The sequence below is a fragment of the Dictyobacter sp. Z7_2 genome (assembly GCF_057551105.1).
Window position 1 is genome coordinate 2,045,921 of record NZ_BAAJPE010000002.1, and the last position, 14,976, is coordinate 2,060,896.

A 14,976-nucleotide genomic window follows, 5' to 3' on the forward strand; every position below is an offset into this window, starting at 1 on the left:
TTCAGATAGATGTACGGAAAGAAGCAAGCGATAATAAATGGTTTATAGGCAAAATGACAGGATCAAAAGCTGTGCGAAAAGGACTGGATAAAGTGCTAGTGTATGTGCGGACAAGCGATATGCTCATCGTATGAAAACCAGGCCGCTCGTTGCCCCAGATGATTGATACTTAAAGAGCACAACATTGAGTTCGTGAGCTTGAGTGAGCAAATTGATATGTCAATACCAGACGGCAAACAAATATCTCCCATGATGGGAGCGCTGAGCAGGATCTCATTTGAGAGCGTACCAATGCAGGGTTAGCAGCACCACAAGTCCACGGGCATAGAGGCGAACAGCCAAGAAAACTCAGGACCAATGGAAAAATCGCATTGGCTCGGCAGATATTTGCAAATAGAAGACATTCCTTTCTAGACATGTGTGCAGTTCTTGATATCTACCCGGCGGCCTTGTATCGACAAGTAAAAGAGGTCGAACTGCTCACCTAATCGTCAAAATTCTCATCCAGAATTCCCAAATTTACACGTATCTCTATACTCTTCTCAATTATTGGTAAGCCCACAGGTTTCTCATGGATTTTTGACGAAAAATGTAGTATATTCATAAGTGCAAGATACCGTGTAATATATTTCTCCATGATTCATGAGGAGGTGTCTATTGTCATCCTCGTATGAATACTTGCCTTACGAAATCCCCAATGCTGAAGTATTAATCACTGTCAAAACCTATCCATTGCCATCAAATAAATATGGAGAACTCGTGTGTACAGCCGGCTTTCTCCATGATAGCAAATGGATCCGGATTTATCCCGTTCCTTTTCTGGATCTCCCATATGATAAACAATACAGTAAATATCAATGGATAACGCTCGATCTGGTAAAGAATACCGATGATTTTCGACCTGAGAGTTATCGTCCCCGCCATGGTGCTGAATATATTCAGATAGGGAAACAGATCAGCACTGATAACTATTGGGAGGAACGCAAAAAGTATGTCTTCAAAGAAACGTTCTCCTCAATGAAGGATTTAATCGTGCTCTCAAGAGATAAGCCTCATAAGTCACTTGCTACATTGAAACCACTAAATATTGTAGATTTTGTGATTGAAGAACAACCAGACCGCGAGTGGCCTCCACAATGGCGTAATCATATGCTCCAGGCAAAACTTTTCCAAATAGATGCCCATGATGGGAAGAGCCGTCAGCCTCCAAAGAAACTTCCGTACAAATACTATTATAAGTTTCGCACACAGGGCGACAAAGAGCCTCGACAGCTCATGATAGAAGACTGGGAGATCGGTCGGTTATATTGGAAAATGCTTGAGAAGTATCAGGGAGATGAGCGAGCAGCCAATCAAAAAGTGCAACAAAAGTATTTTTACGAGTTTTGTTCTCCCAAATATGATCTTTATTTTTTCCTGGGGACGACCCAGGAATATCAACGTCGTCGTGCCAACAATCCGTTTATTATTGTTGGTCTTTTTTATCCGCTCAATCCAGATGAACATCAAAAGAATAAAAATCAGAAAAAACGTAATGTCGATTCCGTACATGCATCGCAACTTAAGCTCTTTTAACGAGCAAGTAGTACCATCTAGAAAGGCCACAAAAGAAGGCGAAAACGAGGTATCTCCCTGATTAAAGGAATCAGTATCAATGCGAAACTCTTGGCTCGTGAGCTTGGGATCGTGCATAATGCTTGCGAGATATATCAAATTAAGAAATAGAAACAACCAAATCACTAATCTGATCCTGGCACAATCACAAACAATATCAGGCAAAAGATCAACGAGATTCTGAGGAAAAAAAGGTATAATTCTTGTAGTGCAATTGCGCTATATTTATAATGATCTAAGTACAAATACTACGTAGATTTGATTCACATTCCGGATGATTAATACAGCATGATCATATACCTTCAGCCTATCCAGCTTTACCTCCGCAAGCTACAACATGCACAACCATTTAGTGATATTAGCAATACGATTCGTCAGTTATACCAACCAATCATCATCAAAAGGAAGCTCCTAATTATTCGTTATCACGACCCGCAACACAGTACAGCAAGCATTTTATTACTATTAGGAACCCATGTAAAAATGCACAGAACTGCCCGGAACATCGTCAGATTAGTATCAACATTAGATACCTATTCCCATGTCCTCCCATCCCTAGATCAACTTCCAGGATACACGTCTGTATGGACCGTTCTAGCCAACAATCAGATGCAACCTCCTTCCTTGTATTGGATAAAATGTCCCATTCCATTTCGCACAAATAATTTCAAGCAAGCTACTGCATTTTTAATACATCAAAAAATTACCACAACGACAAACGCAAATATACTAGCGACGATAAACGTTAATGCAGTACCAATGGCCACCATATCAACCACCACTGTTTCCCATACCACACACTGATTGCGTACCGCCAACGATATGAAACCTTGTAGAAAGCCGCAATGATCATAAGAGCTGCGATGAAAAGAACATAACCGGTCGTGTCGAAAGTTGGTAGTGGAGATACAACGTTAGTGGCCTGTGATGGTGGTGATAGTTCAGGAAAATGAATACCCTGGCTAAGAGTCCTGATAAAGAACGTTTTATCGTGGTCGTAAATAGCCTTGGTACATCGATAGTGACCGTTTCCAGCTGGTTCGATAAACCACTTGAGCCACTTCATACGGAGATATCGTTCAACAACTGATGCTCTGTATCCTGTAGATTGAGAGATATCTGCTAGAGTGAATAGTGTATTCGACGCTTCCATGCGTGTAAAGAAATTGTAAGCATTCTCTGCTTTGCGAAGATAAAATGGAACGGGTTGTTGCATTGCTCATCCTCAATTCATTACATGATCTACGCTGCAATTGAAATAGAAGCTTTAGCTCATACAAATCTGAATCAAGAATGCAATGAATTCCAACCGGTGTCAAGGAACATGAGTTCAAATAACACTATTGAAAGCGCAGAAGTTGTAACCGATACTCTTGATCTATCACCATAACTAGCAAGGAATCTTGAGATGCGACAATAGCACCAGGTTTGTATTCTAGTTGCGTCTGAGCGCGTTGATTTGGCAATCGCACATGTTTGACGTGCTGCTGGCGTTTGCACTGCCAGTCAGGGCCAACCCACAATTCCACCTGGATACCGATCTCATTCTCAGCAATCAACCAAAAGGATGAAGTCACAGACTGATCATCGCTCGCGACAGGAATCAGTGTCACACGCTTTGCATGATATTTCAGATCCATCTGTACGCCGAAAGTGTTTGTCACAAGAGGCGACCAGGACCAGAGGCGCCACGTTTCGTCCATGAGATCTACACCGATCACACGCTCACCACATACACACATGCAGAGAGACTCACCAAGGATACATTCTTGCTGCGCCACGATCTGCCCCATGGGATCGAGACAAAAAAGTCCTCCCTGTACTTCTGGCAATGGTTCCTTCGCATACCGAATCTCTCCTCGGGGGTAGCCACGTTCTTTTTCAGGCTGATCACGCAGTTGCAGCGCTGCAATGCAGGTTTTTCCCTGTGTTGGTCCACAGGACGGACCACCAATTACTGACATGGTAGGCCAGAGCCAATCGCCAAGATCATCGGCGACCCAAAGCTTCTCCCAACGTGCTGGATAGGGAACAGGAATGATCTCCTTGAATGTTATCTGTTTGCCATGCACATCAAAGGCAGAGAGAGAAATAGTCCAGGTAGAGGTCTCTTCAGGGCATTCACAAAAAAATAAGACAATGGAGGCATCAAACACAAAGGAGATGCTACGATGTCCACGCCGCAACTCATATGTCGTAAAAGTTTCTGGTGTGCGGGCATGAACTAATTGCACATTGTGTTCCGCTAATCCATCATCATTTACATGACCTTTTACCAACGTGGTGAACATGGGTTTCTGTCCTATATATGTAGCAAACCAGGGTTCCCAATCAACAAAAATACCTTCTACACTGTCATCCTTATCAATACGTCTGTCCAACGTTTGCCTGATCCTTCTCACCAACTCCCATGTTTGGGAAGTGGATACATCGGCGGCGTAAAAATCGAGCAGTTTTTGAAGGATGGGGCCGTCTTTTCTGGCAGCATCGACAACCAGCAGCCAGGTAGATTGTTTTGCATCGTAAACCAAATTGATCGTGTAGAAAGCTTTATACGCGAGTGAGAAATGATGTTCTTCCACGTGAGCATGTTCCACATCGATGACGAGCATCACAAAGGAAAAGTTCGTCATCGATGCCGAAAAATCCCCATAATCTGGCGGCATATGACAGATCACAAAGCCAAGATGACCATCTGGCCCGGAACAAATTGAGCTCGAGGGAATATTTTCAACCCGTGGAAATTTGGGTAAGACAAAGGAAGAAGTATACATGGAGTCAATAGGCATGCAAAACGCTCCTGAGTTCCCGCACATCGACAGGTACTCGTTTAAAATAATGTATTGATGTTTGACGGTAGAGAAAAGGAAAACAACATGTACTTCTCTACACCAACGCTCCAATGGACGACTGTTCTAGAGAGACGCAGGCAATCCCGATCCATCAGTGGCAGTGTCTGACAGAAGGATTTCAATTGCATGGCGTGCTGCCTCGCGAACGCTGGCTGATTCTGGATCATCCAGAAGTCGTTGTAGCTTTTCAATTGTTGGATCAAGGACGTGCGGCGACATCTTGCTCAATCCATAAATAGCCCACAGACGCACTTCCCAATTGGAAGCGTCCAGGGCCTGGTCAAACCATGCAAGAAGAGCTGGATGAAAACCGCTCAGTGCGGCCAGGGCTTCAGCAACCAGGGTTTCTTGCAGTGGCTCCAGCGAGGCCCTACCTGCCCAGAGACAAGCGTTTCTACTAACTCTGTGACCAACGGTGGAAGGAGTTCTGGATGGGTCTCATAGAGGACTGCTGCGACGCTCTGACGTGCTGACCCATCACTCGTGTGCAATGCTGCAAGCAACGGCTTTGCTGGGGCGTGCTTGCCTAATTCGCCGAGGGCCGCCGCTGCAGCCCACACTCGATCGCTTATGCACAGGTTCGCAACGAGGACATCAACCCCTTCCTGGCGTCCTTGTTTGGCGATCAGGCATGCAATCTCGATGTTTTGATCTTCAACGAATGGCAAGAGTCTGTCTACTGGCACACTTGACCCAAAATAGCTCAATACTTCCGCGGCACCTCGGCGTGTCTCCACATCCTCAGCTTCTAGAACAGCCAACACCGGTTCGAGAGGAATGCACTGGCTCAAAGAAATAGACTCTCCAAGCACCGCAAATGCGTGCAACGCTGCCCGGCGCGCCTCAGGCAAGGGATCAGACAGGAAAGCTAGCAGTTCCGCAAATGGTGCCTGCTCACCTAACCGTGCAATCATCCGAGCTGCCATAATTCCTACCGGCCACCACTCATCTTTGAGGAGAGGCAGTAATTCATCAAGAGGAAGATGTCTGGCGAGTCCATCTTCCTCCACATCAATCGATGTCTGTAGCCAGACCAACGTATTCTCACGTGCCCACTCATGATCGGCATGCAGCAAATCCACAATGATAGCAAGAGCTGCAGGGTCACCGACGCTGGCCAGCGCTTTCGTCGCCTCCTGACGAATCGATTGATCAGCGTCATCAAGCAATGCACGTAGCTCGGCTCGTGGCATCCGTTCTCCCAAGCAGACAAGTGCTCTGATGGCGTTCAGACGGACCTTGGTCTCTGTATCATGGAGCGCTTCGATCAATGGCTCAATTGGGATACGCTCACCTCGATTCCCTAAAGAGCGTACTGCTGCGGCACGAATAGAAGTATCCCCCATCTTCAGCATGTTGAGGAGTGGCTCAACAGGAATGTGCTCCCCCATGAGACTGATCAGATACGTTGCGGCTTCGCGCAGATCTTCCTCTAGGGCACCGATCGCTTCCAGCACCAGGGGAATCGGTGCACGCGTTCCAAGCGCATAAAGGATACCTTCACGCATGGCTGGGTCCCGATCAGCAAGATGTGAGAGGATGCTCTCCTGCGAGGCGTATTCCCCAACAGCTGCCAATGTCCATCGGGCTGCAGATCGGACCTGTGCATGTGTATCCTGCATCGTTAGAAGCAATGGCTCGATGGGGACATATTCACGCCATTCACGCAAGATTTGTGCTGCGGCATGACGTAGCGGAAGGGTATCATTCAACATCATGTGGATGAGCACTTCTATCGAGAGTTGCCCTCCTGGTTCTCCAAGCTGGCGAAGCTCCTCTACCGCCTTTCGTCGCCCACTCCGAGAGGAGTAAAGTTGTTGGACAATCTGTTCAATGTGGTTATGTGGCAAAAAATCCTCCATTCAATCGTGTAGTATCAAATTCCACTCAATTGATCTGTAACGTAAGTACCTTTTTTGAAATTTTATGATAGAATTACACAAACTACATAAGTGTAGTTTGTAGATATTATCGCAAACTAATCCTTCAAAAAGATTGGAGATAGACAAACAAATGCCAATCAAAGGCGATTACACAAATTTGCTCACAGGTTTTCATTCTGAAAAGTTTCGGCAACTCTGGCCTGCCCAAGACTATATATTACATCAGTATGCAGACACATTCTTACCTGATCAACAAAACACAACAAATATTGCTACCGATGTTGCCATTGAGCTACCAACTGGAGCAGGGAAAACACTTATTGCATTATTGATAGCAGAGTCTTGGAGACAAGCAGGGAAAAAAGTTGCGATAGTATCGGCAAATAAAACTCTAGCGCGCCAGATGGAAGCAGAAGCTAAACAACTTAATATTCCAGTAGCCCTTATGGAAGGGAAAAGTATAGACATTCCTGCATCTGCCAAACGGGGATATCATCGAGCAACAAAAGTTGCTATTATGAACTACTGGGTTTATTTTAATCAGCATCCTGTTGTCGATCCTGCCGATCTTATTATTATGGATGATGCTCATTTAGCTGAGCTTTGTCTTCATTCACTTTATTCTGTCGAGATAAGTAAATATCAACACCCTATGCTATTCACCGAGATAATTACATTGCTTAACAACCGCTTCCCTGATTACCCCATTTTTGCAGACGCATTAGCCGAAGAAGTAAATATATCTAGCAGACCTTCTACACAGTTACTCTCCTTTATCGATCAGATTGATATAGCACAACGTCTCCAAGAGATAATAGATACATCTCCAACACTTTCTGTCGATACAGATTTATCATATCGCTGGGGTCGTATGAGAGAAAATTTACGTGAGGCGAATATTTATATAAGCACAACATCTATTTGGATACGCCCATATATTTATCCCCTTCTTACAAAGAATCATTATAAAGCAACTCAGCAGCGCCTATATTTTAGTGCCACAATTGGAGATCCACATGACCTAAGTCGTCGACTAGGAACTAAAAAAATACAAAAAATCCCGGTTCCAGCAGAATTTATGGAAAGAACATCAGGCCGCCGATTGGTTCTCATAAGCAAGGAGGGTAGAGAAGAATCCCAAGAACATTTGTTAAACACACTAAACAGTGCATTAGCAATTAAAAATAAAAGTGTCTGGTTATGTTCTTCAAGCGCTGAGGCAACTAAGTATAAAGATACCATTACACTAGAGATGAATAAGACAGACAAAGAATACTCAACGTGGCTTTTAACCCCCCAAGGAAACGAGATAGAGATATTCAAAAAAGCCTCTGAAGGAGGATTATTTGTGGCTGGGCGTTTTGATGGTATGGATTTTAATGGAGATGAGTGCAGAATTGTGGTTATTCCCACAATTCCTCGGGCAATCAATATCCAAGAAGAATTTATCAATCAGAATTTGAGAGATGCAAGTTTCATGCAGATGAGGTTAAATCAGCGCATTATCCAAGCACTTGGTCGATGCAACCGCTCTGCTGAAGACTTCGGTATGTATATACTACTTGATAATCGCTTTGCAAGCTATTTTGGTGTTGATTCAAACAGAGTTGGAATCTCTAGGAACATTATGGCCGAAATTGATATGGCGCAGGATTTAGCAGAAGAAAGAGACGAGATAGTAACCTCGGAAGTCAACTCCTTTTTGCATGGTGACTTTGAGAAATATGACGTACAGTTTGGTGCATATCTAGCAAACGTTCCTCAGAATTCCCTAACATCTGGTGAAGAAACAATAGACATATCAGAAGATGAAATCATTGGTTGGAGTGCACTTTTTGAAAATCATAATTATGAAGTAGCAGCGTCAAAATTTAAAATCTGTTGGGAGAAAGCTCTCTCTACTAATCTACTAGAGATCTGCGCATTTTATGGATATCAATGGGCAAAAGCGTTGTATCTCCAGTCCTTACAAGGTGAACCAGCAGCACGTGAAAAATCATTACAAGTATTAGAGGAGGCCATTAAACGTGGTGGCCAAAGTATGTGGTTCAATCGCCTACGAGCATCATTAAACCGAGCCAGACAATCCTCTATTAGCTTTAATACAAACTCCGATGATTATACTAGCACTGTTATTCACAGTTTTAATGAGCAGTTAGAAGATTTAGGGATCAAAGAACGCAGTTTTAATAAATTATGTGAAAGAATTACTAATAATCTTCAATCGAACAATCATAAACAATTCCAAACGGGACTTGAAGAGTTGGGGAAATTACTCGGTTATAGTGCCTCCGTTCCTAACTACCAAGGAGCAACAGATTGTAAATGGCGTGGTAATTTTGGAAATTCCAGAGAAATAATTACCTTTGAAGCTAAGATTGAACATGAATCATCTAACCTTATTTCACATCATAACATTGGCCAAGTACATAACCAAGTTACCCGAGCAGAACAAGAGTATCCAGGTTATACCATTCGTGGAGTAATTGTTACACATCTGCAAGAAATAGCACCAGAAGCGGAAGCTTCTGCCGGAAGCATAAAAATCATAGAACAAGCGGCTATAATAGAGTTATGGAATCGGGTAAAACAACTTTTAAGTCTCTATAGAGAAGGCTGGTCCCTTTATGATATACCAGCAAGGCACATATCTGCACAAAGAATACAATCACATTTACCAAAAGACAAATGGCTTATCCGCGTACTAGATGAAACCAATAGTCGTATTGTGACAGGAAAAGATCTCTGCAAAGAATGGTCCAGAGACTCTATGGCTTAGAACAGAAAATTTGACATTATCAATATAGTTATTAGCCAAAGTGAAAACACAAATTAAAGATTTTGGTAAATGGTCCTGCCAGCAAAAACGGTAGAACTCAGCGTTCCTTTCCTACTAACGAAACGGATTATACACATGCACGTTTCTCGGCTCATTTACAAGAAGATAATTATCATAATCCAGCATCCTGAAGAGATTTTTCGAGTACATTCTTTACACCAAGTACATCAGCCCAATGCATAAGGTAGAGAAGATTCAGTTTCGTGCCCTGCTGTCTTAATATTCCTACAATATCGTTCCATTGACGAGTAGAAGAACAATTTCCCATATGGAACCATTCTAACCTGGTAAGCACAGCATCTTCTGCGGAAGCAATTCTCAAGGTGCGTGCACCAGTCTCTAAAACTTGAGGTTGAGCATGCTTTTCTTCTTCCTGGTAAAGCACGCTTTTTCAAAGGTATGAGATCAATTTTCATCATTGTATTGAGAAAAATTACGTTATAGGGCAAACTACGTCGCACAGCATCTTGTAGCGCTTGTTACATCGACATAATACTTATGTTGCATCATATGTGTAAGTCGATGAACATGGTGAGACTGAATATCTGCAATCAGATCAATATCTTGAGTTCGCCGAGCAATACCATGGAAAGAGCTAGATACTGAACCACCAATATAATACACAATACCAAGCTGATCCAAAGCATTCACCAGTGGATTCAGCGCTTCAACAATATCATGATATATTGACATGAAGGTATGCTCCATTTTCTAAGAACGTCTCATTTGAACAAAAAAAACAAAGAACACTCAATCTGTTCACGATGAAGCCAATTTTCATCTTCATCCACCTCAAATCATTTTCCCCCAAATCCTTGCCAATAGTTTCGAAAAATTGTTCTCAGATCATCACTGCTCATTGCTTGATCTGCCTCATCAAAAAACTATGATAGCATCACAGACAACAAAAATCTCACCACCAAGAAGTCTCCCATAGCGATTATGAGAAAGCCTTCTATATCGATGGCAGTAAATAGAAACACCATTAGGATGGCTCGCAGCACTGGCTATTTCCAGCTCATCTACCAGTGCATTTATCCTATCTCTATCTTCGATGATCGCTTCATCATCCCAGAATGTCAGCGCGAGTCGTCGACAATTTTTGAGAATCCCTTTGAAACGATGATAAGTAGGATGAAGCATCTGTGCCAGATATTCAATCTCAACCTCAAAGTGAAGATCATTGTCTACTTGATGAAAAGGGGTAAAGCTTCCATCGTGAAACAGATTAAACATGTCTTTTTGCTCTTCAGTGTCCATATTTCTCCATTCGAATACCGATCCCAATACCATTCATTTGAGCATCGAGATCAAATAGCTCATATTCTTGCACAATAAGCCTGGCAACTAGCCTAAAAGGGGTATTCCATCCAATAGATGTGTTATTTATTGTATGCTGGAATCAGCGCTTAACAATAGACATTCGTAGGCGGATATGAGGCGATGAAGAAGTGATGTGAGCAGCTCAAACACGGCATTTCGCCTCATGAACAGGCCCCATAGTTTGTCACTTGTATATATGAAAGGAATACGTGACAATCTTGGGAAAACGAGCCAATCAAGAAGGATCAGTCTACAAACGGAAAGATGGACGATGGGTCGCCTCCATCATCCTAGAAAACAACAAACGCAAGTCTATCTATTGTAAAACACAACAGGAAGCAATCAAAGCCGCTCGTGAGGTGAACCAGCAGAAAGATCAAGGCATACTTCTGCCTGGCGAGGACCAGACATTAAATGACTTCCTGACAACATGGTTACACGATATCGCGAAAAATAACGTCCGGGAACGCACGTATGAACGATATCGAGAGATCATCACACTGCATATCTTGCCTGTGCTGGGAAAGACCAAATTGCAAAAACTGGTTCCACAACACCTGCAATCGCTCTACAACAAAAAACTGGAGGAAGGATATGCTCCACAAACGGTAAAACATATCCATCGTGTCCTGCATAAGGCACTCAACGATGCATTGAAATGGCAACTGGTTATTCGCAACGTGAGTAATGCGGTCAATCCGCCACGTGTCCCAAAGAAAGAGATGCGTATTCTCTCTGGTGAGCAAGCACAACAGTTTCTGGAAGCGTCACAGGGAGATCCCTTTGAAGCACTCTATGTACTTGCTCTCACAACGGGGATGAGACAGGGCGAATTACTTGGTCTCAAGTGGGAAGACATCGACCTGGCTATCGGAATTCTCCAGGTCAAGCGAACCATTACGCGTCTCGTCGGAAAAGGGTTCACCGTTTCCGAACCCAAAACGACAAAAAGCCGTCGCCGCATTCATCTAACGAAGCTGGCAATCGAAGCATTAAAACAGCATCGGATACGCCAGCGAGAAGCCAGATTGGCCGCCGGTCCAGAATGGCAGGATCAGGGATGGGTCTTTTGCAATACGATCGGAGGTCCCGTTGAGGTCGGAAATATGATTCGCCGATCTTTTCGGCCGATCCTGGTGAAGGCAGAGCTTCCGATCATTCGCTTCCACGATTTACGGCATAGCGCGGCAAGTTTACTCTTGATGCTGGGAGTTCACGCAAAAGTCGTGCAAGAATTGCTCGGCCATAGTCAGATCAGTGTGACACTGGATACCTATTCACACGTGCTTCCATCCATGCAAGAGGAAGCCATGAATCGTCTGGATACACTGCTATACAGGACTGTCTAAGGGCGTTGCTGTCACGGTTGCTGTCACGGCAGCCAAATCACAACTATTATCCGCACAGACCAACAAAGAAACCCGCCTGAGCAGCGGGTCGACGATATGGGGCTGGGCGGACTCGAACCGCCGACGCACGGTTTAGGAAACCGACGCTCTATCCACTGAGCTACAGCCCCGTCAGGGCACATGATACCACATCCACTACGCTTATTCAATCCTGTCCCGACACACTCGACGTCGCCGGCTTACTGGATCTGGACTGCTTCTACGTGGATTTCGATCCGCACTTCGTTTCCGATCAGGGCGATGCCTTGTTCGATGCGATTAAATTGCATGCCGAAGTCGCGGCGATCAATGATTGCGAGGGCAAATAATCCGACGCGCCAGGCGTCGGTGAGTGGATCTCGACATTGTCCGGCATAGGCGGATTTGAAGGTGATGGCTTTAGTTACGCCGCGAATTGAGAGTAATCCATCGAGGTCGCTACGCGTCTGGTCGAGGAGGTTGACGTGTGTGCTCTCAAAGGTCATGATGGGATATTGAGTGGCGTTAAAAAAGTCGGCGGAGCGCAGATGGGCATCGCGTCGGCTGGCACCGGTATAGATGCTCTCGGTTCGGACCTGTGCTTTGATCCAGGACTCCGTTGGATACTGTGTATCAAGCTTGATAGTGCCATGTACTTCAGAAAAGCGTCCTCTCACAATGCTTATCATTAAATGTCTGGCTGAAAATTCTATCAGGCTATGTAAAGGATCGAGTTCAAAAATCATGGAGGAGGACTCCTGTCATGGCAAGCATAGAGGTCATCGCTAAAGGATAGCATAATGATGACTTTTCTTCGTTAAGGCTCTTGTTCCTCTAACGAAATCAAATGTGGAAATGCTTCAATATACATGACAGAATCTGATGAATGGCACAAAAAAAGAGGAGCTATTTTTGTAGCTCCTCGCGATTACCTATAAACTATAACATTTTTTGGCTGAAAAATCAAGCCTTTTTCGATGCTATTTCCATTTTGCTGCCAGAATATGAGATTTTGATCAGTCTTTCCAGGCACGCTCTTTTAATGTCTCTTCGGTTACGACTCTCCAGCCATGGGCGACACCTCCACTTTTAAGATGAAGCTCATCGGCTATCTGCTGATCGGTGATACGAGAGTCCTTTTTGAGCAGAGCTATGATTTTCTCGGTGATTGGATGCAATGTATTTGGGGCTCTGGTCTCAGTTATTTCTACAGCGTCTTCGCTCGGTATGTTTAACATATGGCTTGTATTCTCCTATTGACTACGACTATTTCTTACCAGTATCCGCGAGAGATGGTCTGGTTCGCATACCGATTAGCATCGATACACTCATTTAAAGATTCTTTTTAATCACATACAATACAGCAATCTACAGGACTTGTTTACTCTTAGCATCCAGCCAATCCGCGGAGGAAGGACTGATCGCAAACGTTGGCTATGTCAGGCTATTGTTGTTATACAAAGATTTTATGAATAGTCATTCGTTAATTTACAAGATGCTTCAAAAAAAGTCAAGAGACAAAGAGATGCTTCAAGCATATATTATATGTGAATAATGAAGTTGCTCGTTGAAGTGGCCTCATCACCTACGAGGGCAGGCTCAGATAGGTGATAAGGTATCTCACTGAGATGGTTGAGGAATGTAAAAGCAAATGATAATCCAGCCAGACCGATCTCACCTCGCTATCCATTATAGGCTCGCGGAGATGGTGCTTCTGATGCGCTTGATTGGGAATTCTGTTCGTCGTCCATACGCTCAAGCACACTACTTATTTCAAGTACACGCTGCTCGATGACGCGCGTTTTGTGCTGCATAAGATGAAGTTGTCCAGCCAGCTCGTACAGTTGCCGCTTTAGCACTGTGACGTCTCTCTCCGAATACTGGGATGGCTCAAGGGTCCACCGTTCTGACAGGGATGATCCCGGGTGAGTGTCGATGTCAGATACAGTTGTGCCTCTATTGATGTTAATATAGGTAGGAGAAGCGTTGTCCGGGAAATCCAATTGCTCCAGAGACTCCTCCGGCTGGCTACGCTCTGTTGGTTGCTGGCGCTGGAATGATGAGATGGCTGGTCGTTTTTCAGTCTCTGCCAGAAGATGAGCGCTCGGCACCTCAACCTCTGACGCCGATGCAGATGTGCTCGTCTCGATTTTTAGCTGCTCTGGCTCTGGCTCTATCTGTACTTCGGGAGCAGGCTGCACCTTCTGACGACCTCCACGGGCCACAAAAAAAGCGGCCACCAGGGCAAGAATAGCAACTCCAATCAGTACTCCGATGATCAGCAGCATATTGTGCTCCTTCCACACCCTGACTAGATGGAGTCCTCTGAGCCCCTATGCGCAGTGGACGGGACTCCATCTGGTTGGTGATCAAACTAATGCAGGTGAACTTTGACCTCTGCACTCAAGCCCGGGACCAGAGTGGTTCCACTATTGCCTTCCAGGGTGATAACAATGGGGATGCGCTGCGTCACCTTGCTGAAGTTGCCGCTGGTAACATCGTTGGTAGGTAGGAGTGAGAAGGTGCCCGCCGTAGCCGATACAATTGTCTGGATGTGACCTTTGTAAGAAGTTCCTTTATAAGCATCGACAGTGATATCAACATCCTGGCCGACCTTCACATTACTGATCTCGCCCTCATCGATGTATGCAGTGACACTGACATTATCGAGATTCGTTACTTCAGCCAACGTACTACCAACCCCAACTGTCTGACCAGAGACAGTGGCATCCTGTACGATTGTCCCGGCGATCGGACTCGTCACTTTGATGGTCTCAGTCTTACCTGTAAGCGCCGATACGGAAGTTACCGTGCCAACTTGTTGTCCGGCAGTGACTTTGCTACCCAGAGCCACGCTCCAGGTATTCACCTGACCAGCTGCAGGACTGCTCACGTTCAAGACGGTTCCAGTCACTTGAGCATCATCGGTCGAATAATAGAGGTAATTATTGTAAAAGTACAAACCGCCACCAATGAGAATGGCAAACAGGGCCACTACTACCAGGACCGTTACTAAAATGATACGACGCATTGCCTATGATCTCCTTTTTATGCAAGAGAATGAATTTTCAGATAAAATGTTTCTTTTTTATGTGGAA

Annotated in this window: 13 protein-coding genes and 1 tRNA gene; 3 read left to right on the forward strand and 11 right to left on the reverse strand. The window is 44.5% G+C overall.

The window, feature by feature from the left end:
- The first annotated feature begins 657 nt into the window (after nt 1-657).
- The gene (locus AC27N8_RS22045) at nt 658-1,575 is read left to right on the forward strand and encodes a hypothetical protein (RefSeq protein WP_487069553.1); all 918 of its coding nucleotides are present in this window, start codon (nt 658-660) and stop codon (nt 1,573-1,575) included.
- A 784-nt stretch (nt 1,576-2,359) separates the two neighbouring features.
- Here AC27N8_RS22045 and AC27N8_RS22050 read toward each other — a convergent pair.
- The 4 genes from AC27N8_RS22050 to AC27N8_RS22065 form a co-directional block, all read right to left on the reverse strand.
- Nucleotides 2,360-2,830 carry a hypothetical protein gene (locus AC27N8_RS22050; protein ID WP_487069554.1) on the reverse strand — a complete coding sequence of 157 codons (471 nt, stop codon included), beginning with the start codon at nt 2,828-2,830 and terminating at the stop codon, nt 2,360-2,362.
- A 124-nt stretch (nt 2,831-2,954) separates the two neighbouring features.
- Entirely contained in the window at nt 2,955-4,403 is a 1,449-nt protein-coding gene (locus tag AC27N8_RS22055) for a hypothetical protein (RefSeq protein ID WP_487069555.1), read from the reverse strand.
- A gap of 126 nt (nt 4,404-4,529) precedes the next feature.
- On the reverse strand, nt 4,530-4,829 hold the full coding sequence (locus AC27N8_RS22060; RefSeq protein WP_487074729.1) for a HEAT repeat domain-containing protein: 300 nt from the start codon (nt 4,827-4,829) through the stop codon (nt 4,530-4,532).
- Nucleotides 4,781-6,316 carry a HEAT repeat domain-containing protein gene (locus tag AC27N8_RS22065; protein ID WP_487069556.1) on the reverse strand — a complete coding sequence of 512 codons (1,536 nt, stop codon included), beginning with the start codon at nt 6,314-6,316 and terminating at the stop codon, nt 4,781-4,783. Before AC27N8_RS22065 ends, AC27N8_RS22060 begins: the two co-directional genes overlap by 49 nt.
- Nucleotides 6,317-6,479: 163 nt before the next feature.
- Between AC27N8_RS22065 and AC27N8_RS22070 the strand changes: the two genes are divergently transcribed.
- Nucleotides 6,480-9,128 (forward strand): helicase C-terminal domain-containing protein, encoded by a 2,649-nt coding sequence (locus tag AC27N8_RS22070; protein ID WP_487069557.1) that lies wholly within the window; start codon nt 6,480-6,482, stop codon nt 9,126-9,128.
- A gap of 510 nt (nt 9,129-9,638) precedes the next feature.
- On the opposite strand, the gene AC27N8_RS22075 is transcribed toward AC27N8_RS22070, so the two are convergent.
- Nucleotides 9,639-9,881, reverse strand: a complete 243-nt coding sequence (locus AC27N8_RS22075) for a hypothetical protein (RefSeq protein WP_487069558.1) — start codon at nt 9,879-9,881, stop codon at nt 9,639-9,641.
- A 183-nt stretch (nt 9,882-10,064) separates the two neighbouring features.
- A complete protein-coding gene (locus AC27N8_RS22080; RefSeq protein ID WP_487069559.1) occupies nt 10,065-10,448 on the reverse strand; it encodes a hypothetical protein in 384 nt (127 codons plus the stop codon).
- Between the two features lie 272 nt (nt 10,449-10,720).
- Between AC27N8_RS22080 and AC27N8_RS22085 the strand changes: the two genes are divergently transcribed.
- On the forward strand, nt 10,721-11,860 hold the full coding sequence (locus AC27N8_RS22085) for a tyrosine-type recombinase/integrase (RefSeq protein WP_487069560.1): 1,140 nt from the start codon (nt 10,721-10,723) through the stop codon (nt 11,858-11,860).
- Nucleotides 11,861-11,957: 97 nt separating this feature from the next.
- On the opposite strand, the gene AC27N8_RS22090 is transcribed toward AC27N8_RS22085, so the two are convergent.
- The 5 genes from AC27N8_RS22090 to AC27N8_RS22110 form a co-directional block, all read right to left on the reverse strand.
- Nucleotides 11,958-12,030, reverse strand: a tRNA-Arg gene (locus tag AC27N8_RS22090).
- A gap of 69 nt (nt 12,031-12,099) precedes the next feature.
- Nucleotides 12,100-12,624 (reverse strand): YceI family protein, encoded by a 525-nt coding sequence (locus AC27N8_RS22095; protein ID WP_487069561.1) that lies wholly within the window; start codon nt 12,622-12,624, stop codon nt 12,100-12,102.
- 270 nt (nt 12,625-12,894) lie between these two features.
- Nucleotides 12,895-13,116 carry a winged helix-turn-helix domain-containing protein gene (locus AC27N8_RS22100; protein WP_487069562.1) on the reverse strand — a complete coding sequence of 74 codons (222 nt, stop codon included), beginning with the start codon at nt 13,114-13,116 and terminating at the stop codon, nt 12,895-12,897.
- A 444-nt stretch (nt 13,117-13,560) separates the two neighbouring features.
- On the reverse strand, nt 13,561-14,166 hold the full coding sequence (locus AC27N8_RS22105; protein ID WP_487069563.1) for a hypothetical protein: 606 nt from the start codon (nt 14,164-14,166) through the stop codon (nt 13,561-13,563).
- 86 nt (nt 14,167-14,252) lie between these two features.
- Nucleotides 14,253-14,909 carry an HlyD family secretion protein gene (locus tag AC27N8_RS22110; RefSeq protein WP_487069564.1) on the reverse strand — a complete coding sequence of 219 codons (657 nt, stop codon included), beginning with the start codon at nt 14,907-14,909 and terminating at the stop codon, nt 14,253-14,255.
- Between the last annotated feature and the right edge of the window lie 67 nt (nt 14,910-14,976).

What these genes read in the sequence shown, in the direction of transcription:
- AC27N8_RS22050 (WP_487069554.1), bottom strand. Translation starts at nt 2,830, where the DNA reads ATGCAACAACCCGTTCCATTTTATCTTCGCAAAGCAGAGAATGCTTAC.
- AC27N8_RS22055 (WP_487069555.1), bottom strand. Translation starts at nt 4,403, where the DNA reads ATGCCTATTGACTCCATGTATACTTCTTCCTTTGTCTTACCCAAATTT.
- AC27N8_RS22070 (WP_487069557.1), top strand. Translation starts at nt 6,480, where the DNA reads ATGCCAATCAAAGGCGATTACACAAATTTGCTCACAGGTTTTCATTCT.
- AC27N8_RS22075 (WP_487069558.1), bottom strand. Translation starts at nt 9,881, where the DNA reads ATGTCAATATATCATGATATTGTTGAAGCGCTGAATCCACTGGTGAAT.
- AC27N8_RS22080 (WP_487069559.1), bottom strand. Translation starts at nt 10,448, where the DNA reads ATGGACACTGAAGAGCAAAAAGACATGTTTAATCTGTTTCACGATGGA.
- AC27N8_RS22095 (WP_487069561.1), bottom strand. Translation starts at nt 12,624, where the DNA reads ATGATTTTTGAACTCGATCCTTTACATAGCCTGATAGAATTTTCAGCC.
- AC27N8_RS22100 (WP_487069562.1), bottom strand. Translation starts at nt 13,116, where the DNA reads ATGTTAAACATACCGAGCGAAGACGCTGTAGAAATAACTGAGACCAGA.
- AC27N8_RS22105 (WP_487069563.1), bottom strand. Translation starts at nt 14,166, where the DNA reads ATGCTGCTGATCATCGGAGTACTGATTGGAGTTGCTATTCTTGCCCTG.
- AC27N8_RS22110 (WP_487069564.1), bottom strand. Translation starts at nt 14,909, where the DNA reads ATGCGTCGTATCATTTTAGTAACGGTCCTGGTAGTAGTGGCCCTGTTT.